At 63.3% G+C, this 24309-nt stretch carries 27 protein-coding genes and 1 tRNA gene; 17 read left to right on the top strand and 11 right to left on the bottom strand.

Features of this window, described 5'->3' with window-relative positions:
* Both B2V90_RS15165 and groES read right to left on the bottom strand, forming a co-directional pair.
* Positions 1-184, bottom strand: a 184-nt coding sequence (locus B2V90_RS15165) for a TCP-1/cpn60 chaperonin family protein (protein ID WP_293922062.1), incomplete at its 3' end; no start/stop codon positions are given.
* A gap of 50 nt (positions 185-234) precedes the next feature.
* Positions 235-522 (bottom strand): co-chaperone GroES, encoded by a 288-nt coding sequence (groES, locus tag B2V90_RS15160; RefSeq protein ID WP_009821400.1) that lies wholly within the window; start codon positions 520-522, stop codon positions 235-237.
* Positions 523-838: 316 nt separating this feature from the next.
* On the opposite strand from groES, the gene yghU reads away from it, so the two are divergent.
* Positions 839-1711, top strand: coding sequence for a glutathione-dependent disulfide-bond oxidoreductase (gene yghU, locus B2V90_RS15155; protein WP_228220330.1), 873 nt, complete (start codon positions 839-841; stop codon positions 1709-1711).
* An 83-nt stretch (positions 1712-1794) separates the two neighbouring features.
* Positions 1795-3618, top strand: a complete 1824-nt coding sequence (locus tag B2V90_RS15150; protein WP_228220331.1) for a DUF885 domain-containing protein — start codon at positions 1795-1797, stop codon at positions 3616-3618.
* Between the two features lie 100 nt (positions 3619-3718).
* Here B2V90_RS15150 and B2V90_RS15145 read toward each other — a convergent pair whose 3' ends face one another.
* Positions 3719-5203 carry a replicative DNA helicase gene (locus tag B2V90_RS15145; protein WP_009821397.1) on the bottom strand — a complete coding sequence of 495 codons (1485 nt, stop codon included), beginning with the start codon at positions 5201-5203 and terminating at the stop codon, positions 3719-3721.
* Between the two features lie 113 nt (positions 5204-5316).
* Here B2V90_RS15145 and B2V90_RS15140 point away from each other — a divergent pair, with 113 nt between their 5' ends.
* The 5 genes from B2V90_RS15140 (at position 5317) to B2V90_RS15120 (ending at position 10397) form a co-directional block, all read left to right on the top strand.
* A complete protein-coding gene (locus tag B2V90_RS15140; protein ID WP_009821396.1) occupies positions 5317-5799 on the top strand; it encodes a UPF0262 family protein in 483 nt (160 codons plus the stop codon).
* Positions 5800-5827: 28 nt separating this feature from the next.
* On the top strand, positions 5828-6496 hold the full coding sequence (locus tag B2V90_RS15135) for a GH25 family lysozyme (protein WP_228220332.1): 669 nt from the start codon (positions 5828-5830) through the stop codon (positions 6494-6496).
* On the top strand, positions 6496-6954 hold the full coding sequence (locus B2V90_RS15130) for a cytidine deaminase (RefSeq protein ID WP_228220333.1): 459 nt from the start codon (positions 6496-6498) through the stop codon (positions 6952-6954). The genes B2V90_RS15135 and B2V90_RS15130 overlap by 1 nt, the downstream gene beginning before the upstream one ends.
* Before the next feature lie 5 nt (positions 6955-6959).
* Complete coding sequence (gene dcd, locus B2V90_RS15125; RefSeq protein ID WP_228220334.1) at positions 6960-7514, top strand: dCTP deaminase; 555 nt, start codon at positions 6960-6962, stop codon at positions 7512-7514.
* A 102-nt stretch (positions 7515-7616) separates the two neighbouring features.
* A complete protein-coding gene (locus B2V90_RS15120) occupies positions 7617-10397 on the top strand; it encodes a TonB-dependent receptor plug domain-containing protein (protein ID WP_228220335.1) in 2781 nt (926 codons plus the stop codon).
* A gap of 5 nt (positions 10398-10402) precedes the next feature.
* Here the strand turns inward: B2V90_RS15120 and B2V90_RS15115 are convergent, their stop codons facing one another.
* The 3 genes from B2V90_RS15115 to B2V90_RS15105 all read right to left on the bottom strand — a co-directional run bounded on the left by B2V90_RS15115 (position 10403) and on the right by B2V90_RS15105 (position 13030).
* Positions 10403-11008: a methyl-accepting chemotaxis protein gene (locus B2V90_RS15115; RefSeq protein ID WP_228220336.1), complete on the bottom strand. Its 606-nt coding sequence runs from the start codon at positions 11006-11008 to the stop codon at positions 10403-10405.
* 141 nt (positions 11009-11149) lie between these two features.
* Positions 11150-11857 (bottom strand): response regulator transcription factor CtrA, encoded by a 708-nt coding sequence (gene ctrA / locus B2V90_RS15110; protein WP_009821390.1) that lies wholly within the window; start codon positions 11855-11857, stop codon positions 11150-11152.
* Positions 11858-12136: 279 nt separating this feature from the next.
* Entirely contained in the window at positions 12137-13030 is an 894-nt protein-coding gene (locus B2V90_RS15105; RefSeq protein ID WP_228220337.1) for a LysR family transcriptional regulator, read from the bottom strand.
* Between the two features lie 106 nt (positions 13031-13136).
* Here B2V90_RS15105 and B2V90_RS15100 point away from each other — a divergent pair, with 106 nt between their 5' ends.
* The 4 genes from B2V90_RS15100 to B2V90_RS15085 all read left to right on the top strand — a co-directional run bounded on the left by B2V90_RS15100 (position 13137) and on the right by B2V90_RS15085 (position 16359).
* Complete coding sequence (locus tag B2V90_RS15100; protein WP_228220338.1) at positions 13137-13856, top strand: pirin family protein; 720 nt, start codon at positions 13137-13139, stop codon at positions 13854-13856.
* A gap of 121 nt (positions 13857-13977) precedes the next feature.
* Positions 13978-14577, top strand: a complete 600-nt coding sequence (wrbA, locus tag B2V90_RS15095) for an NAD(P)H:quinone oxidoreductase (RefSeq protein ID WP_228220339.1) — start codon at positions 13978-13980, stop codon at positions 14575-14577.
* A gap of 436 nt (positions 14578-15013) precedes the next feature.
* Positions 15014-15496: a carboxymuconolactone decarboxylase family protein gene (locus tag B2V90_RS15090; protein ID WP_009821384.1), complete on the top strand. Its 483-nt coding sequence runs from the start codon at positions 15014-15016 to the stop codon at positions 15494-15496.
* On the top strand, positions 15496-16359 hold the full coding sequence (locus tag B2V90_RS15085) for a sigma-70 family RNA polymerase sigma factor (RefSeq protein ID WP_228220341.1): 864 nt from the start codon (positions 15496-15498) through the stop codon (positions 16357-16359). Before B2V90_RS15090 ends, B2V90_RS15085 begins: the two co-directional genes overlap by 1 nt.
* Positions 16360-16363: 4 nt before the next feature.
* On the opposite strand, the gene B2V90_RS15080 is transcribed toward B2V90_RS15085, so the two are convergent.
* Positions 16364-17320 carry an acyltransferase family protein gene (locus B2V90_RS15080; protein WP_228220342.1) on the bottom strand — a complete coding sequence of 319 codons (957 nt, stop codon included), beginning with the start codon at positions 17318-17320 and terminating at the stop codon, positions 16364-16366.
* Between the two features lie 67 nt (positions 17321-17387).
* On the opposite strand from B2V90_RS15080, the gene B2V90_RS15075 reads away from it, so the two are divergent.
* The 6 genes from B2V90_RS15075 to B2V90_RS15050 all read left to right on the top strand — a co-directional run bounded on the left by B2V90_RS15075 (position 17388) and on the right by B2V90_RS15050 (position 22504).
* Positions 17388-18065, top strand: a complete 678-nt coding sequence (locus B2V90_RS15075) for an RluA family pseudouridine synthase (protein ID WP_009821381.1) — start codon at positions 17388-17390, stop codon at positions 18063-18065.
* Positions 18052-18456 (top strand): alternative ribosome rescue aminoacyl-tRNA hydrolase ArfB, encoded by a 405-nt coding sequence (arfB, locus tag B2V90_RS15070; protein WP_228220343.1) that lies wholly within the window; start codon positions 18052-18054, stop codon positions 18454-18456. Before B2V90_RS15075 ends, arfB begins: the two co-directional genes overlap by 14 nt.
* Positions 18457-18572: 116 nt before the next feature.
* A complete protein-coding gene (locus B2V90_RS15065) occupies positions 18573-20069 on the top strand; it encodes a hypothetical protein (RefSeq protein WP_228220344.1) in 1497 nt (498 codons plus the stop codon).
* A gap of 39 nt (positions 20070-20108) precedes the next feature.
* Entirely contained in the window at positions 20109-20594 is a 486-nt protein-coding gene (locus B2V90_RS15060; RefSeq protein ID WP_228220345.1) for a GAF domain-containing protein, read from the top strand.
* Positions 20595-20731: 137 nt separating this feature from the next.
* Positions 20732-21721 (top strand): RcnB family protein, encoded by a 990-nt coding sequence (locus B2V90_RS15055; protein WP_228220346.1) that lies wholly within the window; start codon positions 20732-20734, stop codon positions 21719-21721.
* Between the two features lie 156 nt (positions 21722-21877).
* Entirely contained in the window at positions 21878-22504 is a 627-nt protein-coding gene (locus tag B2V90_RS15050) for a YitT family protein (RefSeq protein ID WP_228220347.1), read from the top strand.
* On the opposite strand, the gene B2V90_RS15045 is transcribed toward B2V90_RS15050, so the two are convergent.
* The 4 genes from B2V90_RS15045 to B2V90_RS15030 form a co-directional block, all read right to left on the bottom strand.
* Complete coding sequence (locus tag B2V90_RS15045) at positions 22501-23031, bottom strand: hypothetical protein (RefSeq protein WP_228220348.1); 531 nt, start codon at positions 23029-23031, stop codon at positions 22501-22503. The genes B2V90_RS15050 and B2V90_RS15045 overlap by 4 nt on opposite strands.
* Positions 23018-23389 (bottom strand): phosphoribosyl-AMP cyclohydrolase, encoded by a 372-nt coding sequence (gene hisI, locus B2V90_RS15040; protein WP_009821374.1) that lies wholly within the window; start codon positions 23387-23389, stop codon positions 23018-23020. Before hisI ends, B2V90_RS15045 begins: the two co-directional genes overlap by 14 nt.
* 63 nt (positions 23390-23452) lie before the next feature.
* A tRNA-His gene (locus tag B2V90_RS15035) sits at positions 23453-23529 on the bottom strand.
* Between the two features lie 84 nt (positions 23530-23613).
* Entirely contained in the window at positions 23614-24177 is a 564-nt protein-coding gene (locus B2V90_RS15030) for a septal ring lytic transglycosylase RlpA family protein (protein WP_228220349.1), read from the bottom strand.
* Positions 24178-24309: the final 132 nt, after the last annotated feature.

Raw genomic sequence — 24309 nt, 5'->3', positions numbered from 1 at the left:
GTTCGATTTCCTTGGCGACCGAAACACCGTCCTTGGTGATGCGGGGTGCGCCGAAGCTCTTGTCGATGACGACGTTGCGGCCCTTGGGGCCCAGGGTCACCTTGACCGCGTCGGCCAGGATGTCGACGCCACGCAGGATGCGCTCACGCGCGTCACGCGAAAACTTTACGTCCTTCGCTGCCATGATCTTCTACCTTTCGAATGAGTGGGAATATTAGGAAAAGCGGGATGCGATCAGGCGATGACGCCCAGAATGTCGCTTTCCTTCATGATGAGCAGGTCTTCGCCATCGACCTTGACTTCGGTGCCCGACCATTTGCCGAACAGGATGCGGTCGCCGGTCTTGACGTCCAGCGGCGTGACCTTGCCGTCTTCGGCCTTGGAACCGGTGCCGACGGACACGATTTCGCCTTCCTGCGGCTTTTCCTTGGCGGTGTCGGGGATGATGATGCCACCAGCAGTCTTCTCTTCCGCTTCTACGCGGCGAACGAGAACACGGTCGTGCAACGGACGAAATGCCATGTTAAGTGCCTTTCCCTTGGCGATGGGAGGGGATAGCGGCGGTGGCGAAGCCCAGAGGCCCGCTGATCCGTCGCGCCGGTCCTTCTCCCGATGAACTTTCCTGTGTTAGCACTCTTCGATGTCGAGTGCTAGCGACGCGAATATGGCCTGCGCGGGCCGAGCGTCAAGGGGCATTGCACAGCTTTTTTATGGCGCGCGGAACAAAATTTATCGACCGTCCTGCGCCAGGGCGACCATGGCGGCGGATGGACGCCTTGCCGCCTCCCCCGCCGCTTCTTACCTGTCGCCCATCTTTCGGCGTCAGAAGGAATTTTCGATGAGCGATACCCCCTATACCCCGCCCAAGGTCTGGACCTGGGACAAGGCCAGCGGCGGTCAATTTGCTAGTATCAACCGCCCGATCGCCGGTCCCACTCATGACAAGGACCTGCCGGTAGGTAAGCACAAGCTGCAACTCTATTCGCTCGCAACGCCCAATGGCCAGAAGGCCGCGATCATGCTGGAGGAGTTGCTGGAGGCCGGCGTCAGCGCGGCGGACTATGACGCCTGGCTTATCAAGATCGGCGATGGCGACCAGTTTTCCAGCGGCTTCGTCGCCGTCAATCCCAACAGCAAGATTCCGGCGCTCATGGACCATAGTGTCTCTCCGCCGCAGCGGGTGTTCGAATCCGGCGCGATCCTGCTCTATCTTGCCGAAAAGTTCGGCAAGTTCCTGCCGACAGACCCCGCCGCGCGCACTGCCGCGCTCAGCTGGCTGTTCTGGCAGATGGGCGCCGGTCCGCTGCTGGGCGGCGGCTTTGGCCATTTTTACGCCTATGCGCCGGAAAAATACGAATATCCGATCAATCGCTACACGATGGAGGTGAAGCGCCAGCTGGACGTGCTTGACCGGCATCTGGCGGACAATGACTATATGGCGGGCGAGGATTACAGCATTGCCGATATCGCCATCTGGCCCTGGTATGGCGGACTGGTGCTGGGCCGCGCCTATGACGCCGGGGAGTTTCTGGACGTCGCGAGCTACAAGAATGTGGTGCGCTGGGCCAAGCAGATTGACGCCCGCCCCGCCGTCAAGCGCGGCCGCATGGTGAATAAGGCCAACGGCCCGCTGGAAGAGCAATTGCACGAACGCCATGACGCCAGCGATTTCGACACGAAAACGCAGGATAAGGTTCAGGGCGCGGCCTGATCCCATTGAAATATAACGGACTGGACGGCGGGCCGTGGCATGGCGATAACACAGCCCTATCGACATTAGGGAGTCGCCCCATCATGGACCGCCGCCTGTTTCTCTCCACCGCCGGAGCCTCCGCTCTGGCCGCCGCCACGCCCCGCGTCTTTGCGCAGGCGGCCGGCATGTCCGGCAATGGCGACGACGCCCGCCTCTCCGCCGCCTTCGCCGCGATTTTCGAGCGCGCGCTCGACCGCTCGCCCATGTTCGTCACCAGCCTGGGCCTCGACAAGGGCGCCCGCGCCGGTGCGAAGAGCCAGCTCGACGACAACAGCAAGTCGGGCATGATGAAGGACCTGGCGGCGACGCAGGCGGCGATCAGGGAACTGGAGGGTTTCCAAGGCGCGAACCTGTCCGACGCGCAGCGCCTGAACCTCGACGTCATCCTCTATTCGCTGGGGCAGCAGACGGTCGCGCCGGGCACGTTCGGCCTCAACAGCGTGCAGCGGCCGTATCGCATCTTTCAGCAGGGCGGCAGCTACTTCCGGGTGCCCGATTTCCTCAACACCGCGCACACCATCAACGACAGCGCCGATTGCGATGCCTATGTCGCCCGGCTGGACGCCTTCGCGCGCAACCTGCGGACCGACACCGCGCTTCAGCGGGACGAAGCCGCGCGCGGCTATCTTGCTCCGGCATGGTCGCTGGACCTGACGCTCGGCCAGTTGAAGAAACTGCGCGGCCAGCCCGCTGCGCAAAGCTCGATGGTGCAGTCGCTGGTCAAGCGCGCGTCCGCCAAGGGCATCAGCGGCGACTGGCAGGCGCAGGCCACCGGAGTCGTGGAAAAAGCGATCTATCCCGCGCTCGATGAGCAGATCGCCGCGATCGAGGCGCTCAAGGGCAAGACCGCGGCGGGCGATGGCGTCTGGCGCACGCCGCGCGGCGATGAAATCTATGCCGCCGCGCTCAAGCAGGCCACGACGACCGATCTTAGCGCCGACCAGATTCACGCCATGGGGCTGGAGCAGGTCGCCGATATCAGCGCGCAACTGGACGGCATTCTGAAAGACGCCGGCTATAGCAGCGGCACCGTGGGCGAGCGGCTGGCGAAGCTCAACGTCGAACCGTCACAGCTTTATGCCGACAGCACGGATGGGCGCTCCGCCCTGCTGGCACAGCTCAACCGCGACCTCGACGCGATGAAGGCGAAACTGCCGCAAGCCTTCACGACCATTCCCGACACGAAGCTGGAAATCCGCGCGGTGCCGGTGGAAATTCAGGATGGCGCCTCCAACGGCTATTATAACCGCGCGGCGCTCGACGGGTCGCGCCCGGCCATCTATTTCATCAACCTCAAGGATCTGGGCGACTGGCCCAAATATGGCCTGCCCGCGCTCACCTATCATGAAGGGGTGCCGGGGCATCATCTTCAGATTTCCACCGCGCAGACCGCCGGCGACATTCCGATGCTGCGCAAGACCGCCTTCATGAGCGCCTATACCGAAGGCTGGGCGCTCTATGCCGAACAGCTGGCCGATGAACTAGGCGGCTATGCTACGCCGCTCGATCGCGCCGGCTATCTTCAGTCCTTCCTGTTCCGCGCGGCGCGGCTGGTGGTCGACACCGGCATCCACGCCAAACGGTGGAGCCGGGAAAAGGCGACGGACTATATGGTGGAAAAGACCGGCTTTGCCCGCCCCCGCTGCCAGCGCGAAGTCGAACGTTATTGCACCCAGCCGGGCCAGGCGACCAGTTACAAGGTCGGCCATGGCGTGTGGACCAAGGCGCGCGCGGCCGCGCAGGCCGAACTGGGCGATGCCTTCGATATCAAGCAGTTCCACGCCATTCTTGAGGAAGGCGCGATGCCATTGTCGATGCTGGAACAGCGCGTGGCGGCACGGGCAAAGGCGGCGAAGGGGGCATAAGCCCGCTCCATTTGCTTGGAGCGAAGTCGAGAAGCGGCCATGCGTGTGCTTCAGGTTTCTCGACTTCGCTCGAAACGAACGGATCTACGGCAAGCCGGCGTCACTCATAGCTCATATCCTGATAGCCATCGTCGGCGACATCGGAAAAGCGGGTGATCTTCGCGTCGAACTTCATGCGGATACGGCCGGTGGAACCGTGGCGCTGCTTGGCGACGATCACCTCGGCCAGGCCATAGATGCGCTCCATATTCTCTTTCCACGCGGCATAGGCGGCCTCGTCGTCGGGCTTGGGCTCCTTGGCGGCCTCGTAATAGTCCTCGCGGAACACGAACCACACCATGTCCGCATCCTGCTCGATCGACCCGGATTCGCGCAGGTCGGACAGCTGCGGCCGCTTGTCCTCGCGCTGTTCGACCGCGCGGCTGAGCTGGGAAAGCGCCAGCACCGGCACATGCAATTCCTTCGCCAACGTCTTCAATCCGCGCGAGATTTCCGAAATCTCGTTGACGCGGTTGCCGTCGCCCCGGCCCGTGCCCTGTAGCAGCTGAAGATAATCGACCACGATAAACCCGATGTCGTGCCGCCGCTTCAACCGCCGCGCGCGCGTGCGCAGCGCCGCGATGGTCAGGCCCGGCGTATCGTCGATGAACAACGGCAATTCCTGCAACTCGCGCGCGGCGCGGGACAGATTCTGGAAATCCGCGCGGCTGATCTTGCCCATGCGCAGCGCTTCACCCGAAATGCCCGACTGTTCGGCCAGAACGCGCGTCGCCAGCTGGTCGGCGGACATTTCAAGGCTGAAGAACGCAGTCTTGGCCCCCATATTCTTTTCGGGCGGAATGCCGTCGGCATTGTCGCGCACCCATCGCGACGCGGCATTATAGGCGATGTTGGTTGCCAGCGACGTCTTGCCCATGCCCGGTCGCCCGGCCAGGATCATGAGGTCGGAATTGTGCAGACCACCGATCTTGGCGTTGAGGCTGTTGATCCCGGTCGTGATCCCAGACACATGCCCGCCGCTGTTGAGCGCGCGCTCTGCCACCTGAACCGCCATGGTCGACGCCATCAGGAAACTCTTGACCGATCCGGTCTCGCCCTCGCCTTCCGACACCTTGTACAAAGCGACCTCGGCCGCTTCGATCTGCTCGCGCGGGTTGACGTCCTCGCTGGTATCCAGCGCGTTTTCAACCAGTTCGCGCCCGACGCTCACCAATTCCCGCAACAGCGCCAGGTCGTAAATCTGGCTGGCGAAGTCGCGCGCGCCGATCAGCGCCGCGCCATTGCCAGTCAGCTGCGCCAGATAGGCCGCGCCGCCCAGTTCCTTCAATGCCGGATCCTGTTCCAGCATGGGTTTGAGCGTTACCGGATTGGCGACCATGTCCTTGTCCAGCAGGCGCATGATCGCATCATAGATACGCCCGTGCAGCGGCTCGAAAAAATGCTCGGCCTTGAGCTTGAGCTGCACATCCTCGGCGATGCGATTGTCGATCATGATGGCGCCCAGCAAGGCAGCCTCAGCCTCCACATTGCGCGGCAGTTCGGCGCCGCCATTGTCGGCGGGATTGATTTTCAGCAGTTCGACCATAGCCCCTCTTTCCTCCCACCGCGCGACGGGCGCAAGGGGCCATGGGGACGCAGTTGTGGATAAGTCCCGCTTGCATTTGAGCGCGCGCCGCCGCACTGACTATGCGCTCGCATATGGCCGATCCGCGCATCATAGACATCAAGCTCGACGAGCGCACGATCCTGTGGCGCAATGCCGATGTGGAGCAGGAACGGCGCATCGCGATCTTCGACCTGCTGGAGGATAATCATTTCGCGCCCCAGCGTGCCCATCCTGACGGCTATGCCGGCCCTTACAAGGTCGTGCTGCGGGTCGAGGAGGGGCGGCTGGTCATCGAAATCAACCGGCAGGACGACAGTCCGCTCGAAGCGATCATCCTCAGCCTCGGTCGGTTTCGCCGCCCGATCCGCGATTATTTCGCCATTTGCGACAGCTATTATCAGGCAATCAGCAACGCATCGCCCCAGCAGATCGAAACAGTCGACATGGCGCGCCGCGCCATCCACAATGATGCCGCCGACATGCTGATCGAGCGGCTGGAGGGCAAGATCAAGGTCGATTTCGACACAGCGCGGCGGCTGTTTACGCTGATTTGCGTGCTGCATATCAAGGGGTAGTGGGATCAGGGGTTTGACGTTCGGGGGCATGCTGGTCCGCATCGGGGCGGGACTGGCGCTGATCGCGATGCTGGCGCTGGCATTGTGGCTCTATGCCCGCGCCTGGGCGCCGGGTCGGGACGAATATCCGGTGCAGGGGGTGACGATCGGGTCGACCGATGGCCCGGTCGATTGGGGCACGCTCGCCGCGCAAGGGGCGGACTTCGCCTATATCCGTGCGGTGCGGGCACAGGACGGGCGTGATCCGGCCTTCGCCACAAACTGGCGCGGCGCGCGCGCGGCGGGCATGCGCTATGGCGCGATGATCGAATATAGCGCCTGCCGCAGCCCGATCGACCAGGCGACCGGCTTCATGACAACAGTGCCGCGCGACAATGCCGCCCTGCCCCCGGTCATCCGCCTTGCCTTCGCGCCGGGATGCGCCGAGCGGCCGGGTCGCGACCTGCTGCTCTCCAACCTCAACACGCTCATCAACCTGGTGGAGGGGCAGGCGGGCAAGCCGGCGCTGCTCAACGTGACCGAAGATTTCGACAACGCCTATGATATCGGTTCGGGCATCAATCGCACCTTGTGGCTGGACGGCAATTTCTTCCCGCCCGATTATGCCAGCCGGCCCTGGGTGATGTGGACAGCCACCGACTTGCGGCATATCGACGGCGTCGATGGTCCGGTGCGATGGAATGTGGTGGCGCGATAATGGGTGATGATTCCGAAACGCAGGCTTTGATCGCCGCCGCACGCGGAGCGATGGCCCATGCCCATGCGCCCTATAGCCGCTTTGCCGTCGGCGCGGCGGTGCGCCTGACCGATGGCAGCATCGTCACCGGCTGCAATTTCGAAAATGCGAGCTACGGCCTGTCGCTCTGCGCCGAAACGGTCGCGCTCGCTACCGTCAACGCGCAGGGACGCTTTGCCGATGTCGCCGCCATCGCGGTGGTGGGCGGCGCGATGGACAGTGAACAGGAAGCGCTGGTCACCCCCTGCGGCCGCTGCCGGCAGGTGATGAACGAGGCCGAACAAATGGCCGGCCGCCCGCTCGTCATCCATTGCGCGACGCCCAGTGGCGACCGCGTGCTCGCGCTCACCCTGCCCGATCTCCTTCCCCATGCCTTTGGTCCCATGGACCTGGGCATCGCCCCTGCCAAAAAGAGCTGACAGACATGGCCATTCTTTCCGACAAATGGATACGCGAACGGGCGCTTTCGACCGGCATGATCGAACCGTTCGTCGAAAGCCAGAAGCGCGAGGGCAGCATCAGCTACGGCCTGTCCTCCTACGGCTATGACGCGCGTGTGGCCGACGAATTCAAGATTTTCACCAATGTCGACAGCACGATCGTCGATCCCAAGGATTTCGACCCCAAGAATTTCGTCGATCGCAAGACCGATTGCTGCATCATCCCGCCCAACAGCTTCGCGCTCGCCCGCACGGTCGAATATTTCCGCGTGCCGCGCGACGTGCTGGTGATCTGCCTTGGCAAATCCACTTATGCGCGGTGCGGCATCATTGTGAACGTGACCCCGCTGGAACCCGGCTGGGAAGGGCATGTGACGCTGGAATTTTCCAATACGACGCCGCTGCCGGCGAAAATCTACGCCAATGAAGGCGCGTGCCAGTTCCTGTTCCTCCGGGGCAACGAACCGTGCGAAGTCAGCTATGCCGACCGCGCGGGCAAATATATGGGGCAACAGGGCGTCACCCTGCCCCGCCTGTAAATATCGCACGGCAGTCTGCTCCGCCGCCATGGCGGGTCGGTCGGCGCAGTCCGTTTCTCCTTGATGACCGCGCGACGGGGCGGGCGACAAGGGGGATTGGCCATGCGCCTCGTTCAAGCCCTGGCCGGGCTTATGCTGCTATGCTGTTCGACGCTGCCGACACGAGCCAATCCGCCGCCGGACAGGATATTGGATCAGCGGCACCGCTTCGACATTCATGTCCAGCCGCTCAGCGGCGCGCTGCGTCAACTATCCTCGCAAACCGGCGTGCGCATCCTCTTTCCTTATGAGGAAGTATCGGCCATCCGCAGCCGCCGGGTCGAAGGATGGATGACGACGGGGCAGGCGCTGCAAAAACTGCTCGCCGGCACGCAGTTGCGCATGACGCAGACGAGCGCAGGAGTGATCGCGCTTGCCGCGCCGTCTCGCGCCACCGCGCGGCAAAGCCCGCTATCCTTTCAGCTCGCCCAGGCCGCTTCTGCGCCAGTGTCCGGTCCGGTCACGGACGTCACACCGATCATCGTCACCGGCACGCGCCTTGTCACCCGAACCGTCGCCGACAGCATGGTGCCCATCGACATCCTTTCGGCGCGCGCCATGGAGGCGAATGGCCGGCAGTCGGTCCGCGACCTGCTCGGCGCGCTGGTCCCCGCCATATCCGTATCCAACAGCGGCGCGGGCGCGAGTTTCGCGATCAAGACATTGTCGCTGCGCGGGCTTGCCGGTGACCAGTTGCTCGTGCTGGTCAACGGCAAGCGGCGGCACAACAGCGCGACCCTGTTCATCAACGGCACGACCCAGAATGGCCAGTCGCCCCCCGATCTCGACCTCATCCCGTCCAACATGATCGAACGGATAGAGGTGCTGCGCGACGGCGCGTCGGCGCATTATGGATCGGACGCAATCGCCGGCGTCGTCAATATCCTGCTCAAGGACGACAGGCGGGGCGGCGCGTCGATCGTGGGCGGCGGAACTTGGAACGGCGGCGGCGAACAAGGCCGCTTTCAGGTCGACAAAGGCTTTGCGATCGGCCGCGGCACGATCCACCTCGCCGCCGACGGGGTTCTTCAGGGCCGCACCGTCCGGGGCGGCCCGATTACCTCCAGCCTCTATTTCCCCGGCGACCCCCGTGAAGCCACCGCCGACCGGATGCGCAACAAGCCGGGCCAGCCACAGGTGTCCGGCGTCAATCTGGCCTATCATGCCGTCATGCCGCTGGGCGCATCGGAACTGTACAGCCACGGCACCTGGTCGCGCCGCCGTGCCGACGCCTATCTGACCTATCGTCCGCCCAACTCCATCCTCAGCATCCCGGACATCTATCCCGAAGGCTATATCCCCCATCTTTCCATCCAGGATCGCGACAGCCAGGTGACCGGCGGCCTGCGCGGTGATGGCCCCGCCGGCTTCCGCTATGACCTCAGCACCAGCTATGCCCGCAATGAAGGGCGTTATTCCGAACAGTCGCTCAACGTTTCATTCGGGCCGACCAGCCCGACCCGCTTCTTCCTAGGGGCCGTGACAGCCACCGAATGGACCAGCAATATCGACGTGCAACGCGACGTGCCGCTGGGCCTTGCCGAACCGCTGCTGCTCGCGATCGGTGCGGAATATCGCGAAAATCGCTATCGCATCGCGGCTGGCGACCCTGCTTCCCATGCCGACGGCGGCTATCGTTCGCCCCCCGGCGCGCCCTTCGCCGGCGCGACGCGCACGCCGGGCGCGCAGGGCGTCACCGGCTTCACCCCCGACAGCGCGGGCCGGTATCGCCGCCATAACTGGTCGGCCTATCTCAACCTGGAACAGAAGGTCGCACAGGGTGTGGAGGTCGCGCTGGCCGCCCGGCATGAGGATTATTCCGACTTCGGCACCACCAACACATGGAAAATCTCGACCCGGATCGAGCCCCTGCGCGGCATCGCCCTGCGCGGCACGGTCAGCACAGGCTTTCGCGCGCCAACGCTCCAGCAACGCTATTACGCCTCGTCCAGTACGATCGGCGTGCTGTTCCCCGGGGAAACCACCACCCGCCTCGCCCCGGTCCGTGCGCTTCAGGTCGATGATCCGGTCGCCATCGCCTGGGGCGCGCAACCGCTGCGGCCCGAACGATCGACCAACCTCTCCGCCGGGCTGGTGCTTGCGCCCCTGCCCCGGCTCAGCATGACGATCGACGCCTATCAGATCCGCATTCGGGATCGTATCCTGCTGGGCGGCATCCTGTCGGGCCTTCCCGATGCGACGCGCGCCAGCGGCTATAATGTCCTTGGCGAGTTGTTGCTCACCCGGGGCCTCGATCCGGTGCAGAGCGGATTCTACTTTTCGAACGCAGCCAGCACACGCACGCGCGGAATCGATGTCGTCGCCAACTGGCGGGCGGACCTGGGCGCGCTGGGCAGCGCGCTCGTGACCTTGTCCGGCAATATCAACAGGACGATCTTCACCCGTCTGGACGTGCCGCAGGTGCTGGCCGACTTGGGGGTAAATCTGATCGACCGCGCGCGTCAGGGCGATGTCACCAGGGGCACGCCGCGCAGCAAGATCATCGCCAACCTGAACTGGACGCGGGGAGAAGCCACGCTCAACCTGCGCGCGACCCGCTATGGCGATGTGACGCAGGCCGCCGCGCGGACCGTTACCGTGGACGGCGCGACCTTCTATCCCGATGAGCATATTGCGCCCAAGATATTATTCGACCTGGAATATAGCCAACAGCTGGCCGCTGGCGTTCGCCTCGCGGCCGGGGCCAACAACCTCTTCAACATCTATCCGACAAAGCTCAGCGCCGTGAACCAGGGCGCGTCGGGCTTTGCGCTGTACAACAGCTATGCCCCTTATGGCATCAGCGGCGGCTTTTATTATGGCAAGCTCTCGCTGGCCTTCTGACGCTTCTATCGCGCGGCCGTCACCATCGCCCGCGCCCGATCGGTGGCGTTGCGCGTGTCGCCGGCCAATTTCTTGACCTCAGCCGCAACGACGGCAAAGCCCTTGCCCGCCTCGCCCGCCCGCGCCGCCTCGATGCTGGCGTTGAGCGCCAGCATGTTGGTCTGGTTGGCGATCAACCCGATGCTGTTGACGATAGCGGCCAGCCCATCGACCGTATGGCGCAATTCCGTCCGCAACTGATGCGCCGCCGAATTATCGGTCGCGATCTTGAGGATGCGGTCGACCGATCCGTCGCTGTGAAAAACCGGATTATAGGTCGCCTGCAACCAGACGAGGCGGCCCCCCTTGCCCACGCGGCGATATTCGCCCGCATCATATTCGCCCCGCCCCAGCTTGCGCCAGAATTCGGCATAGGCCGGCGTGTCGCCATAGCCCGGCTCGCAGAAGATGCAGTGGTGCTGCCCCTGTATTTCCTCCAGCGCATAGCCCATGGTCGCCAGGAACCGGTCATTGGCCCACAGCACGACGCCGGACGGGTCGAATTCTATCACCGCCTGGGAACGGCAGATGGCATCCCATGCTGCTTCGGGACTATGCGTGGCCTGACCCATCAAACGGAAACTCCTTCACCGCCGCGCTACACGGCATAAGGTGACCAAGCCGTTAAGATTGCTTGCCTGCACCCTACTGGAAACGGAAAAGGCCGGCCTCCTGTTGGAGCCCGGCCTTTTGCGTCGTTTATTCCGTCAGCGTCAGGCGACCTTGGCCTGCGTTTCCTCGACTTCGTCGGGATCGCGCAGCACATAGCCACGACCCCAGACGGTCTCGATATAATTGTCGCCGCCGCAGGCCAGCGCCAGCTTCTTGCGCAGCTTGCAGATGAAGACGTCGATGATCTTGAGTTCCGGCTCGTCCATCCCGCCATAGAGGTGGTTCAGGAACATTTCCTTGGTCAGCGTCGTGCCCTTGCGCAGCGAGAGCAGCTCCAGCATCGCATATTCCTTGCCGGTCAGGTGGACGCGATTGCCGTCCACTTCCACCGTCTTGGCGTCCAGATTAACCGACAGCTTACCGGTGCGGATGACCGACTGGCTGTGCCCCTTGGACCGGCGCACGACCGCATGAATACGCGCGATCAGTTCCTCGCGGTGGAAGGGCTTGGTCACATAATCGTCCGCGCCAAAGCCGAACGACCGCACCTTGCTGTCCATCTCGCTGATGCCCGACAAGATCAGAACCGGGGTCTGCACTTTCGCCGCGCGCAATTTCTTGAGCACGTCATAGCCATGCATGTCTGGAAGGTTCAGGTCCAGGCAGATGATGTCGTAATCATAGAGCTTGCCGAGGTCCAAACCCTCTTCGCCCAGATCCGTGGTATAGACGTTGAAGCCTTCAGTCGTGAGCATCAGCTCGATCGCCTTGGCAGTGGTCGGTTCGTCCTCAATCAGCAGCACGCGCATATGAATGCCCCTTTGCGTCGCAGTCCCGTTCACCCCACCAGAACGGCTTCCGCTTTAAATCATTAACCAAAAAACTTCTGAAGGACAAAGGTTAATTTTTGACTAACCGGCGGAATCCGGCGAGTCGCATGGAAACGAATCTATTTACAAAGGGTTGAGCGCCGCTCCACCCACGCAAAGTCAAGGTAGATTCACATGCGAAACGACAGCATCGGGCCGCCGCGAGGCTAAGACATGCCATTTGCAGCAGAAAAAATTTACAAAGGTTGACGGTGATCCTTAACAGCCATGGTGGCTGGCAATGAAGTCGATGAGCGCGTCCACCCTCGCCGGACGAAGCCTAGACGGCGGCGTCACCAGATGCAGCCCGACCGGCGGCGAACGCCAGTCGATCAATATCTCTTCCAATTCGCCCTTCGCCAGCGCCTCGCCCACGATGAAGTCGGGCAACCGCGCAATGCCGATCCCGTCGCGCAGCGCCGGCAACATCGCCTCCCCGCTGTTGATCGTCAGCCGCCCGCGCACCTGCACGGCCACGACCTGCTGGCCCGGCCCCGAAAATCGCCAGACGTCAGACGGCGTCACATTGGAATAGCAGATGCAATCATGCACGCCCAGGTCGCTTGGATGCGCCGGTCGCCCCCGCGCATCAAGATAGGCGGGCGACGCGATCACATGCAGGTTGACGTCCGCCAGCCGCCGCGCCCGCAACGAACTGTCGGGCATGTCGGCAATGCGGATCGTCGCATCCAACCCCATCTCCACGATGTCGATCTTCGCGTCCGACAGATGCAGTTCTATATCGACCAGGGGATGCATTTTCGTGAACTGCGCCACCAGCGGGGCGATGCGCAGCAGGCCGAACGTCATCGGCGCGCCCAGCCGCACAACGCCCGACAATTCCGCCGTCTCGTCCCGCGCCGCCTCTTCGGCCGCCCGCCCCTCCGCGAGGATGCGCTGGGCATGATCGGCCAGCCGCTTGCCGCTTTCGGTCAACGCCAGGCGGCGGCTGGTGCGGTTGAACAGGCTGGTGTCGAGATGCTCCTCCAGCCGCGTCACAGCCTTGGACACCGTCGCCTTGGACACGCTCAGCGCCTTGGCCGCGTCGGTGAAGCTGCGATGCTCGACCACGGCGGCGAACATCGCCCAGGCTTCAAAATCGGGAAGGCGCATTGGAAACAATCCGTTTCAAAGCTGTTCGTTCAGGAAACGATCCTGATGGCTATATTGGCGGAAAGCAAGCCGGAAGCCCCGGCTTTTGAAATGAAAGGCATCTGCCATGACCACGACCACTGCGAGCCGCATCGAACGCCGCCCCTTCGCGTCGCTGGGCCATGCCGACCATGGCTGGCTCAATGCGCGCCATCATTTTTCCTTCGCCGATTATTATGACGACGAACGGATGCACTGGGGTGCGATCCGCGTCTGGAATGATGACGAGATCGGACCGCGCTCCGGCTTTCCGCCGCATCCGCACAGCGACATGGAAATCATCACCTATGTCCGCACCGGCGCGATCACGCACCAGGACAGCCTGGGCAACAAGGGCCGCACGGCGGCCGGCGATGTTCAGGTAATGTCGGCCGGCACCGGCATCCGTCACGCCGAATATAATCTGGAGGATGAAACCACTACCCTGTTCCAGATCTGGATCATGCCGCGCAGCCGCGGCGGCCAGCCCAGCTGGGGCGCCAAGCCCTTCCCCAAGGGCGACCGTGCCGGCAAGCTGGTCGTGCTGGCGAGCGGCGATGATGCTGACACAGAAGCATTGCGCATCCGCGCCGACGCCCGCCTGCTGGGCGGCACGATCAAGGCGGGGACCAGCATCACCTATGACAGCGCGCCCGGTCGTCACCTCTATCTCGTGCCCGCCACCGGGCGGATCGAAATAGATGGCGAACCTTTCGAGGCGCGCGACGGCGCGGCAATCACCAGTGGCGGTCCGATCACCATCACCGCGCTGGAAGATGCCGAAATCGTGCTGGTCGACAGCATCTAGAAACCCTTTGGCCCGTTCTTTCCCCTCCCCCTCATGAACGGGCCGGGCCGCCTGCGCCTTCCTCCCTCCCGCGCAGGCGGCCATCCTTCACGCAAACCATTTCAGCTAAGGAGACATGACGATGGCAAAGGTTCTGGTCCTTTATTATTCATCCTACGGCCATATCGAAACCATGGCGAAGGCCGTGGCCGAAGGCGCAGCATCCGCCGGCGCGCAGGTCGATATCAAGCGCGTGCCCGAAACCGCGCCGCTCGACGTCGCGAAAAATGCCCATTTCAAACTGGATCAGGACGCGCCGGTCGCTACCGTCAACGAACTGGCTGACTATGACGCGATCATCGTGGGCACCGGCACGCGCTTTGGCCGCATGTCGAGCCAGATGGCGGCCTTCCTCGACCAGGCCGGCGGCCTGTGGGCGCGCGGCGCGCTCAATGGCAAAGTCGGCGGCGCGTTCACTTCGACGGCCAGCCAGCATGGCGGACAGGAAGTCACACTCTTCTCGATCATCACCAACCTCATGCATTTCGGCATGACCATTGTCGGCCTCGACTATGGTTTCCAGGGCCAGATGGGCGTGGACAAGGTGCGCGGCGGATCGCCCTATGGCGCGACCACGCTGGCCGACAGCGACGGCAGCCGCCAGCCCAGCGAAGAAGAACTGGACGGCGCGCGCTATCAGGGCCGCCGCATCGCCGAAACCGCGATGAAGCTGCACGGCTGATCGCCCGGCGCGGTTTGTCGCGACCGCATCGCCTTCGGATCTCGCGAAGGAAAAACCACAGGGGCTGGCGCACCGGACATGCGCCAGCCCTTTTTGGTGCGCAAAGCGGGCCAGCTTTGCTTGCTCACATATCTCTTCCAAAATAGGATTTCGTCTGATCTACACTGGTTGATGACGCCGCTCTTCACCACCCGCACATGCCTGCCTGCGCGGCCCGGGGCGGGCAAAGCCCCCCGTCGCTCAGGTGTCGCCTTGTGGTCGCTTCGCGGTCGCTTCGGTGTCGCTTCGTGGTCGCTTCCGGCCCAAAACAGGCGAAACCGTGTGAACTTCGCCTTGCTGTCCACATGGCCCATCGGGTGCAAAAAACACAGCGGCATGTCACATCCCTCGCCGCCGTCTCGTCATGATTGCACACTCCAAGCGAAAGGACTGCATCATGACTGCCAAGCTCGATCCCTTCACCGCCGCGCCCCAGCAAATGAAGGCCTGGTACGCCGCCAGCACCGCCATTGCCGAAGCGCTGGAACCCGCGCTTGTCGAACTGGTCAAGATCCGCGCGTCGCAGATCAACCAGTGCGCCAACTGCCTCAACATGCATAGCGCCGACGCCCGCGCGCAGGGGGAAAGCGAACAGCGGCTCTTTCTCCTCTCCGCCTGGCGCGACGCCCCTTGCTATACCGATCGGGAACGCGCCGCGCTGGGCTGGACCGAAGCGATGACGCGCCTGTCCGAAGCACCCGAGGTGCAGGCCGCCCATGAAGCGCTAAAATGGGAGTTCAGCGAGGAGGAACAGGTGCAATTGACACTGGCGATCAACGTCATCAACGGCTGGAACCGGCTCGCGGTCGGCTTTGGCATGTGGATCGAAACCCCCGCGACCAAGGCACGCGAAGCGGCGCACGTCAAGGCGGCGGCCTGATGGCGCAGGGGACGCAGACGGACGCGGCGGCGCGCTTCGCCCCGCTGCGTCCCCGCCTCACTCGCATCGCCTATCGCATGCTCGGTTCCGTGGCGGACGCCGAGGATGTGGTGCAGGACGCCTTCCTGCGTTGGATGGGCGCGGACCATGACGCGGTGCGCGAACCCGAAGCCTTTCTCCGCCGCATCGTCACCCGCCTGTGCCTCGATCATCTCAAATCCGCGCGGGTGCGGCGCGAAACCTATGTCGGCCCCTGGCTCCCCGAACCGCTGGTGGAGGACGGGGATGAGGACCCCGATGACATCACCCTGCCGCTGATGCTGGCGCTCGAGCGACTGTCTCCACTGGAGCGCGCCGTCTTCCTGCTGCACGACGTTTTCGGCCTGGGCTTTGAGGAGGTAGCCGCCACGATTGACCGGGATACCGCCGCCTGCCGGCAACTCGCCGCGCGGGCGCGAGGCCATGTCCGCGCCGCCCGCCCCCGCTATCGCATGGATGCGGCGCGCGGGCTGGAGATCGCCAACGCCTTCTTTACTGCTTCGCGCAGCGGCGACATGGGCGCGCTCGGCGCAATGCTGGCGCAGGACGTCAGCCTGCACAGCGACGGCGGCGGCAAGCGCCCGGCGACCGTCCGCCCCGCGCTCGGCTTCGCGCAAGTCATGCAGGTGCACAAGGCGCTGGGCGTGCTGTTCGGCAAATATGGGTCGACGCTTTTGCGCACCTGCCGGATCAACGGCCTGCCCGGCTTCGTCACGCGAGAGGCCGATGGCGAAATCCAGACCACCGCGCTCGCGATCGAGGATGGGCGGATCAGCGCCATCTATGTGATGCGCAACCCCGACAAGCTGCGCCATCTTCACTGAAGCGCTAGAGGAAAACGCGCCGCAACGGCGTCAGCCGCACCAGGTGCCAGGCAAGAAGGGGCAGGACGAGAGCGAGAAGGAAAAGCCAGGCTTTGGACAGGGAAGGACCGCAATAATGGATCAGCGCGCCATGCAGATACATGATCACCAGCGAGGCGCGGCCGAACTGCCTCAGCGGCCAGGCAAAGCGCGCGATCCGCGCCGACAGGCGGAACAGCAGCAGGGATGTCGCCACCGCCGCGCCGATCGACAGCAGCGGCCAACCATAATCGGCGACCTTCATGTTGAGCGTCGGGAACAGGCCCGACAGCCCCGCCGTCGCCAGCAGCCCCAGGGGCAGGATCAGGCCATTGCGCCAGCGGACATGCGGCCATGCCGCGCCGGCCCAGAGCAACAATATGGCCATTGGCACGGTCAGCAGACCCAACGGAGACACATCGAACAGCCAGCCCAGCCCATAGGCCAGCAGCGCCAGCGGCACGAGCAACAACCCCCATCGTCGGTCGAGCGGATCGGGCCAGCGGTTGAGCGCAAGATTGAACGCGATCCGCGCCGTCATCAGGCAGGGCACGAACCAGAAGATGATGAACGGCCCGCCCAGCCATGTTCCGCCCAGCAATATGGGGCCGATATCCTGCGGCCAGTCGCGATAGATGGGCACATTGCCCTTCATCGGCTCGATGATCTGGTCGGCGAGCAGCAGCACTATCAGGAAGGCGGCATAGGGCCGCATCTGGCTGACGATCTGCCGCCGGGTGAAGGCACCGATGGGGCGTGGCCGCGACAACAGGCCCGACAGCAGGAAGAAAAGCGGCATGTGGAAGCTGTAGAGCGCATCGCGCACCGGGCCGCGCGTCCATATATGCCCCGCCACCACCGCGATGATGCCGATGCCGCGCGCCACATCGACCCAGTCCAGCCGAAATTGCGCGGTCGCCGCGTCATGCCCCCTGTTTTCCATCGCCGCCCCGCCCTATAGGATGGCGCGCGCGCGTCAATCGCCCCTGTTCCCGTTAGGATGATACCCCTTGCCCCTGTTGACCGACCATGTCCTGTTTCTAGATGGCGAGGCGCTGATCCTCGACAAGCCCGCCGGCCTGCCGGTCGATGCGCCGCGCGACGGGTCGATGAGTCTGGAAAATCATCTGGCGTCCCTGACCTTCGGTTTCCAGCGCTGGCCGCTGGCCGTCCACCGGCTGGACCGGGATACCAGCGGCTGCCTGCTGCTCGCCCGCAATCCCAAGGCGCACAAGCGCTTCGCCGCCGCGTTCGAAGCAGGCACCGTGACGAAACGCTATATCGCCGTGCTCGATGGCGTCCCGGCGGAAACCGAAGGGACGATCGCCCTTTCGCTGAAGAAGGTCAGCACGCCGACGCAGGGCTGGCGCATGATCGCGGCCAAGGCGGGCAAGGCCGCCGTCACCCATTGGCGCAAGCTTGCCGAGCGCGACGGACGCGCGCTGGTTGCCTTCACCCCGGAAACCGGCCGCACCCACCAAATCCGCGTCCATGCCCAGCACGGGCTTGGCTTTGGCATCATGGGCGATCCGGTCTATGGCAATGGCGAAGGGCCTATGCTGCTCCACAGCCGATTCCTCAGCGTCCCGCGCGGCGACAAGCCTGCTGCCGAGGCGACCGCGCCACTGCCGCAAACCTTTGCCGCCGCTGGCTTTGGCCCGGAACATCTGGACGATGCCGGACTTTGACGTGCCCGAAGAGGCGCTGGAGGAGCGCTTCGTTACCGGTGGGGGACCGGGCGGGCAGAATGTGAACAAGGTCGCGACGGCGGTGCAACTGCGCGTCAACCTCTTCCGCCTCGGACTGCCGCCCTATGCCTATCGCAAGATCAAGGAACTGGCGGGATCGCGCCTCACCGCCGCCAACGAGATTGTGATCCAGGCCAACCGCTTCCGCACCCAGGAAGCCAACCGGCAGGACGCCCGCGACCGGCTCGCCGACCTGATCGCCAAAGCCCATCAACGCGACGCCCGCCGCATCGCCACCAAACCCGGCAAGGCCGCCAAGGCCCGCCGCGTCGACGCAAAGAAAGCGCGTAGTTCCGTCAAGCAAGGGCGCGGTAAGATACAAATGGACTGACGCGCTGGACGGGTGTTCAAGGTGGTAAAGGCTTTATTAGTGCCCATCGGGTAACCCGATGCCCTCGAGCTTGTGCGGGAATGGCTCACAGGAACCCCATGTCAGCATTAGGCCTCATGTCATTGACTGCCAGCCGCGCGGAGAGCCGCAAATCAGATCTCCTGATACAGCTTTGCTGGATCGGCCTTGCTGTTGGTATTCTCGCTCGCATATTTTCTGGCATCACTGCCCCATTGTGGTTCGATGAAACATTTTCGGCGGCCATAGCGACGCAAGAAAACGTGGAATTGCTCGCCCGTTGGATGCTGACGGAACTAAGTGGTCCAGCATATTACACGATGGTGTTTTGCTGGGAGAAGATCGCCGGCGACAGCAATGTCGCGTTGCGATTCCCCAGCCTGACAATCTCCATCGCAACACCGCTTCTGATCATGTGGAAAGGCCATTCTGATCGGGCGGTCCGAATGATGTGGATGGCCATCATCGCCCTGTCCGGGATTGCCATCGAAACCGCCACGCAAGCGCGACCCTATAGCTTGATGCTTTTCTTAGGCACGGCCCAGGCAATCGCCTTTCTTCGGCTGATGGACGGGGTTACTCTGCGAAACGCTTTCATCTGGACAGGCATTTCCGCTCTCGCTGTGCTGACGCATTATCACGCCGCTATAATATCCGGCATTGAGGGAATCGCTTTTATTGCCGTGCACAGGCTTAAGGCTGCGCGCACTTGGCCGGCACTCCTTCCACTCTTTCCGATGGCGGCCTGGATGGCAGTGCATCTACCCTTCATCGCCAGTTTCGCACGAAATGACGTGGCGTGGTACAATCTGCTTGATTGGAATGTCTTGTGGCTCGTTCCGTCCTTGATAACCGGCTGGGCCTGGCCGGGGGTCATTTTATTCTTCTGGATGTTTGTCACTTTAGGGTGGGATATGATCCGTACGTTCCGATGGAAACGTGAATGGCCCTATTCGATTGGTGAAACCGCTTTGATGGGGAGCAGCTTGGCAGCGACGGCAATAGTGATAGGGGCAGGCTTTATATTCCCCTCCTTTACCCCGCGATATCTGCTGCCTTTTCTACCCGCCCTAGTCGCAGGCATAGTGTTCTGGATCGGACGCTTGGGAACCCAATCCGTCATCGCTGCTGTTATGCTCCTTTGCCTAATGACGGGAACGACGATAGGCATGCTCAAGACAAATATTGTGAAGCCCGAAGACGATTTTCGCTATGGTTTTACGTTCCAGTCACCTTCTGCATGGATAGCCGCACATGGCGCGGCTCGCCTGGTCATGTTGTGGGATAATCCGACAGCAGCGCTTGATGATCCGGACGGTCACCTTGCATCTGTGGGCAGTTACTTCCTTCGGCGCGCAGGTCATCCCATAACGACGATCGTTCCCCCGTGGCCTAGAAACGGGGATCCGAATGCCACTTTGCTCGACGCAACCGAAAACAGGCGCGACACAGCGATCCTGTGGGCTTATGATACCAGTGTTCCCGGGACACGCGGCGCCGTCCACCCTTGGGTCATACCGCAACTCGCCCCTGACTGGCATTGTCGCGATTTCGGAAAGCGCCCCATTGTCGTGCTGGCATGCGTTCATCGCTAAGCACCTACCAGACCATTCTCCGCACGGATGCACACATATATGTTCGATTTTGTCCCAACCGCCCAGGCTGACAAAGCCACGCTCTACGCCGATCTCGTCTCCGCCGCGGACGCGCTCACGCGCGACGAGCCGGACGCTATGGCCAATATGGCCAATATATCCGCGCTCTTATGGCAGTTCCTGCCCGACCTCAACTGGGCGGGCTTCTATCGGCTGATCGGGGATGAGCTGGTGCTCGGCCCTTTTCAGGGCAAGCCGGCCTGCATCCGCATCCCGGTTGGTCGCGGGGTGTGCGGCGCGGCGGCTGCCACGCGCGAAACCCAGCTGGTCGAGGATGTTCACGCCTTTCCCGGACATATCGCCTGCGATGCGGCCAGCGCGTCGGAGGTCGTCGTGCCGGTCATCCATGATGGCGCGCTCGTGGGGGTGATTGATCTCGATAGCCCGCGCGCTGCCCGCTTCGACGCCGACGACGCCGCAGGCCTTGAAGGATTGGCGACGATGATTGCCGCGCGCATCGCCTGACCCTCTACATCTGCCCCGTTTCAGGACAGCGTATAACGCCATGATCCGTGGATTGCGGCGGATCATCATGCTAAACAGCGCGTTAGCATTTTCGCGGCGCGCCTCGTGCCCGCTCAAGACCATCGGGAGACTGATCCATGCGGATGTTGAACCTTGCCCTGATCGGCACGGCCCTGGCGATGACCGGGGTAGCGGCGCCTGCATCGGCAAACGGTCGTGGCGGGGCGCATGGCGTGCGTCCCGGCGTTGCGCATAGTAACATGCACCGCTGGGGTCCGCGCCAGCAAGGCCGGTGGTACGCTGGATGGGGCGCACCGGGCGGCTGGAACGGCTATCGGCGCCCCGTGCGCGGCTACATTCTGCCGCGCTACTGGGTCAGCCCCAACTATTATATCGCCAATTACCCCGCCTATGGGCTGCCTGCCCCCGCGCCCGGCTATGGTTGGTCGCGCTATTATGATGATGCGGTCATGACCGACCGGTACGGGCGGGTCTATGACTATCGGTCAGATATCGACTGGGACCGTTACGAGGGCGGTTATGGCGACTATGCCGATGATCGTCGCGACAATGGCGTGGGCGGCGCTGCGATCGGCGCGGTCGTGGGCGGCGTCGCGGGCAACCGCATCGCGGGACGCGGCAATCGCACGGCCGGCACGGTGATCGGCGCTGGCGTCGGGGCGGTGGCTGGTATGGCGATCGACAAGGCCGAAGATGATCGGCGGGATGCGCCCTCGCCTCGGCCCGGCGTCAGCTATGACGACGGCTATGGCTATGCCGATGATGCCGTGACCAGTTCCAACGAATATGAAGGCCGCTGGACCGGTACCTGGACAACTGACGACGGACGGACGGTTTCAGGAACCTATGATGGCCGGTTCGAAGGCGATGTACGGGGCGCAGGCGTCGATTATCCGCCGCCGCCCTATGAAGGCGCGCCGCATTGGGGTGGCGCACCGATGGCGGGTGGCTATGTGTCGGGCGGCTATTATTATCCTGCTCCCATCGTGACGACCGTTACGGTCCAGCCGGCAACGACAACCACGACGACCACCACCTATGTAACCGAAACGGTAGCGCCGCGCAAAAGCGTTCGCCGCAGTCGGCGTGCATGCCGCTGCAAATAGCTGCGGCATCTTGCGCACTCTGGCGGCTTCATGGCACAGCGGCGCACACGATAAGCAGCGGAATGATCGTGCTCCAGCCGCCCTTGGGTGGCCAGAGCATGGATCCTATCGCGGGAGAGGATGACGAGGGCTTTTTCCAATGAATGGACCCCTTACATGCCGCCCGCCCTGCCTGCTCTTCACCCGCCGGCCCGTCCCCATAATCTTGCGGAAGATGGCTATGCCATAGCGATTGGCTGCGCTTTCATCGCCATGGGGCTCATGCTGCTGAAGCAAGCAGGTCTGGTGACGGGGGGCATGGCAGGCGTCGCATTGCTCATTTCCTATCTGATCCCCTGGTCGCCCGCGACATTGTTCATCCTGGTCAATATTCCTTTCTTCCTGTTTGGCGGCAGAGCGATGGGGCTTGCGTTCGGGCTCAAGACGTTGTTCGCCAACATCGCTATCATGGCGCTGGGCCTGACGATGCCCGCCGCGTTGCAGGTGGCGAAGATCAGCCCGGTCTTTGCAGCCCTGTTCGGCGGATCAATCATCGGTTTTGGCATATTGGCAATCGCCCGGCACGGTGCCGGCGTCGGCGGTATCGGAGTGGTGGCGCTGATCCTGCAAAAGTCCCGCGGCTGGAAGGCCGGCCGCACGCAAATGGGGTGCGATGTGCTGATCCTGCTCGCATCCCTGCCGATCCTGAGCGCCGACCGGTTCGCCCTGTCCATATTATCCGCCGGAGCGATCAACGCCGTGCTGTTCGTCAATCATCGCCCTGGACGCTATATCGGCCACTAGGCGGTACAGAGCGGATCGCCCGACCGCGCGCGCGCGCGGAGCGCGCTTGCCGCATCGCTGGCGATGCGCGGAAAGCTCACCCCTTCCAGCGAACCGCGCCCTTCGCACAAATCAGCACAAGCCAGATCGACGACGCCGGGGAGCGCCACCTGGTCGCCATCATATTGCGCGACGATGATACAGCGATCGCCACCCTTGAAACTGAGGATCAGCTTGTCGCCAGCCCGCCGCGCCGTCCCCTGCCCTCGACAGGCAGGTTCCTCACCGAAAATCGCTTCCAAGCCAAAATGCAGCTCGCCATTGCGTGCAGGTATGACGCACAATGCGTCTCGGCCAGCCTCGTGAGTGCGCTGGAAGAGGCCGACAGGCGATATCTTGGCGGGGTCGGCAATCGTCCCGCTGGCTATCGCCGCCTGTTCCAGCCGGGATGCCGCACCGCCCGACACGACGGGCGGAGTATCCTGATTGGCGGGACTGCGCTGGCAACCGAGCAACAGGAGAAAGAGCGTCAGGCTAATCCGCCGCATCGACCGGGCTTAGGCCTTCGGACCCGACGCGACGGAAAAAACAGGAGCGTGCGCCTGTGTGGCATGTCGGCCCGGCTGGAATGGCCTTCACCCAGACAGCGTCCTGATCGCAATCGATGCGGATATCGCATACCTCCAGCATGTGACCGGATGTCTCGCCCTTCTTCCAGAGCGACTGCCGGCTGCGCGACCAGAAATGGGCGAGGCGCGTCTCCACGGTCAGCGCCAAAGCCTGCCCATTCATGTGCGCGACCATCAGCACCTCGCCGCTCCTTGCATCCGTCACGACGGCGGTGATCAGTCCATCGCGGTCATATTTGGGATCAAGGGTCAGGCCCGTGTCGCGCGCATCAGTCATCGCCGTCCTATAGGCGGGAACAGCGCGAAAGCGAAGCCCAAAGGCTGTAGAAATGAAGCCAAATGGGGCGATCGACGGGATCCGAACCCGCGACCTCCGGTACCACAAACCGGCGCTCTAACCAACTGAGCTACGATCGCCACAGGGGCCAGCGGCCCCGAGAGACAGGGCACATATGCGGCCCGCCCCTGCCCGTCAAGCCGACAAATCACCGCCAGAAGAATTCATTGGCCCATTCCCGCTGCCAGCTGCGCCCGCAAATTTGCGAGCGTGGTTTCAGATACACGGGGCCGCTCACGCGCCGGCTTTCCCTTGCGCAATTTCGCGCGGTCCTTTTCGGACGGGTTCACCAGTCGCACGCGCACAGCCGCGTGTCCTCGGGCACGAATACCCAGTTCATCGGCCGCGCCGCGTGACAGGTCGATGATCCGGCCGCGACCGGCGAACGGCCCGCGATCGTTGACCCGCACCACGATGGTGCGCCCGGTATCGAGGGACGTGACTTCAACATAGCTGGGCAGCGGGAGGGTGACATGCGCGCCCGTGATCCACTTGGCGTGGAAGCGTTCGCCATTGGCAGTGCGATTGCCCGATTCCGACCCATACCAGCTTGCATAGCCCAGCATGTCATACTGCGGATCGGCAGCGGGGACATAAGTGACGCCTCGCACCTTATAGGGCGGGCCGATCCGCACCGGGTGGTCGCTGACCGGTCGGAAATTGCCTCCACCGCACGCTGCCAATGCCAGGGCAGGAGCGGTCCACACCATCCTAGTCCATACCGTCATGACGGCATCCCTAACGTCCGCATCAGCCCACGTCGAGACACACGACAAGGAAAAGGGGTAAAGGCGTTTCCGCCTTTACCCCTTGCGCTTTCGGCTCTGGGCGAAGGACAGGTATGCCCTGCCAATCCGCCT

The organism is Sphingobium sp. UBA5915 (genome assembly GCF_002431195.1).
In the GTDB taxonomy this organism is placed as follows: Bacteria; Pseudomonadota; Alphaproteobacteria; order Sphingomonadales; family Sphingomonadaceae; genus Sphingobium; species Sphingobium soli.
The sequence above is the reverse complement of the archived record's forward strand: the minus strand, read 5'-3'. Positions and strand labels throughout refer to the sequence as shown.

Excerpts from the sequence above, each read along its gene's own strand:
- groES (WP_009821400.1), bottom strand. The coding sequence starts at position 522 with ATGGCATTTCGTCCGTTGCACGACCGTGTTCTCGTTCGCCGCGTAGAA.
- yghU (WP_228220330.1), top strand. The coding sequence starts at position 839 with ATGAGCGATACCCCCTATACCCCGCCCAAGGTCTGGACCTGGGACAAG.
- B2V90_RS15150 (WP_228220331.1), top strand. The coding sequence starts at position 1,795 with ATGGACCGCCGCCTGTTTCTCTCCACCGCCGGAGCCTCCGCTCTGGCC.
- B2V90_RS15145 (WP_009821397.1), bottom strand. The coding sequence starts at position 5,203 with ATGGTCGAACTGCTGAAAATCAATCCCGCCGACAATGGCGGCGCCGAA.
- B2V90_RS15140 (WP_009821396.1), top strand. The coding sequence starts at position 5,317 with ATGGCCGATCCGCGCATCATAGACATCAAGCTCGACGAGCGCACGATC.
- B2V90_RS15135 (WP_228220332.1), top strand. The coding sequence starts at position 5,828 with ATGCTGGTCCGCATCGGGGCGGGACTGGCGCTGATCGCGATGCTGGCG.
- B2V90_RS15130 (WP_228220333.1), top strand. The coding sequence starts at position 6,496 with ATGGGTGATGATTCCGAAACGCAGGCTTTGATCGCCGCCGCACGCGGA.
- dcd (WP_228220334.1), top strand. The coding sequence starts at position 6,960 with ATGGCCATTCTTTCCGACAAATGGATACGCGAACGGGCGCTTTCGACC.
- B2V90_RS15120 (WP_228220335.1), top strand. The coding sequence starts at position 7,617 with ATGCGCCTCGTTCAAGCCCTGGCCGGGCTTATGCTGCTATGCTGTTCG.
- B2V90_RS15115 (WP_228220336.1), bottom strand. The coding sequence starts at position 11,008 with ATGGGTCAGGCCACGCATAGTCCCGAAGCAGCATGGGATGCCATCTGC.
- ctrA (WP_009821390.1), bottom strand. The coding sequence starts at position 11,857 with ATGCGCGTGCTGCTGATTGAGGACGAACCGACCACTGCCAAGGCGATC.
- B2V90_RS15105 (WP_228220337.1), bottom strand. The coding sequence starts at position 13,030 with ATGCGCCTTCCCGATTTTGAAGCCTGGGCGATGTTCGCCGCCGTGGTC.
- B2V90_RS15100 (WP_228220338.1), top strand. The coding sequence starts at position 13,137 with ATGACCACGACCACTGCGAGCCGCATCGAACGCCGCCCCTTCGCGTCG.
- wrbA (WP_228220339.1), top strand. The coding sequence starts at position 13,978 with ATGGCAAAGGTTCTGGTCCTTTATTATTCATCCTACGGCCATATCGAA.
- B2V90_RS15090 (WP_009821384.1), top strand. The coding sequence starts at position 15,014 with ATGACTGCCAAGCTCGATCCCTTCACCGCCGCGCCCCAGCAAATGAAG.
- B2V90_RS15085 (WP_228220341.1), top strand. The coding sequence starts at position 15,496 with ATGGCGCAGGGGACGCAGACGGACGCGGCGGCGCGCTTCGCCCCGCTG.
- B2V90_RS15080 (WP_228220342.1), bottom strand. The coding sequence starts at position 17,320 with ATGGAAAACAGGGGGCATGACGCGGCGACCGCGCAATTTCGGCTGGAC.
- arfB (WP_228220343.1), top strand. The coding sequence starts at position 18,052 with ATGCCGGACTTTGACGTGCCCGAAGAGGCGCTGGAGGAGCGCTTCGTT.
- B2V90_RS15065 (WP_228220344.1), top strand. The coding sequence starts at position 18,573 with ATGTCATTGACTGCCAGCCGCGCGGAGAGCCGCAAATCAGATCTCCTG.
- B2V90_RS15060 (WP_228220345.1), top strand. The coding sequence starts at position 20,109 with ATGTTCGATTTTGTCCCAACCGCCCAGGCTGACAAAGCCACGCTCTAC.
- B2V90_RS15055 (WP_228220346.1), top strand. The coding sequence starts at position 20,732 with ATGCGGATGTTGAACCTTGCCCTGATCGGCACGGCCCTGGCGATGACC.
- B2V90_RS15050 (WP_228220347.1), top strand. The coding sequence starts at position 21,878 with ATGCCGCCCGCCCTGCCTGCTCTTCACCCGCCGGCCCGTCCCCATAAT.
- B2V90_RS15045 (WP_228220348.1), bottom strand. The coding sequence starts at position 23,031 with ATGCGGCGGATTAGCCTGACGCTCTTTCTCCTGTTGCTCGGTTGCCAG.
- hisI (WP_009821374.1), bottom strand. The coding sequence starts at position 23,389 with ATGACTGATGCGCGCGACACGGGCCTGACCCTTGATCCCAAATATGAC.
- B2V90_RS15030 (WP_228220349.1), bottom strand. The coding sequence starts at position 24,177 with ATGACGGTATGGACTAGGATGGTGTGGACCGCTCCTGCCCTGGCATTG.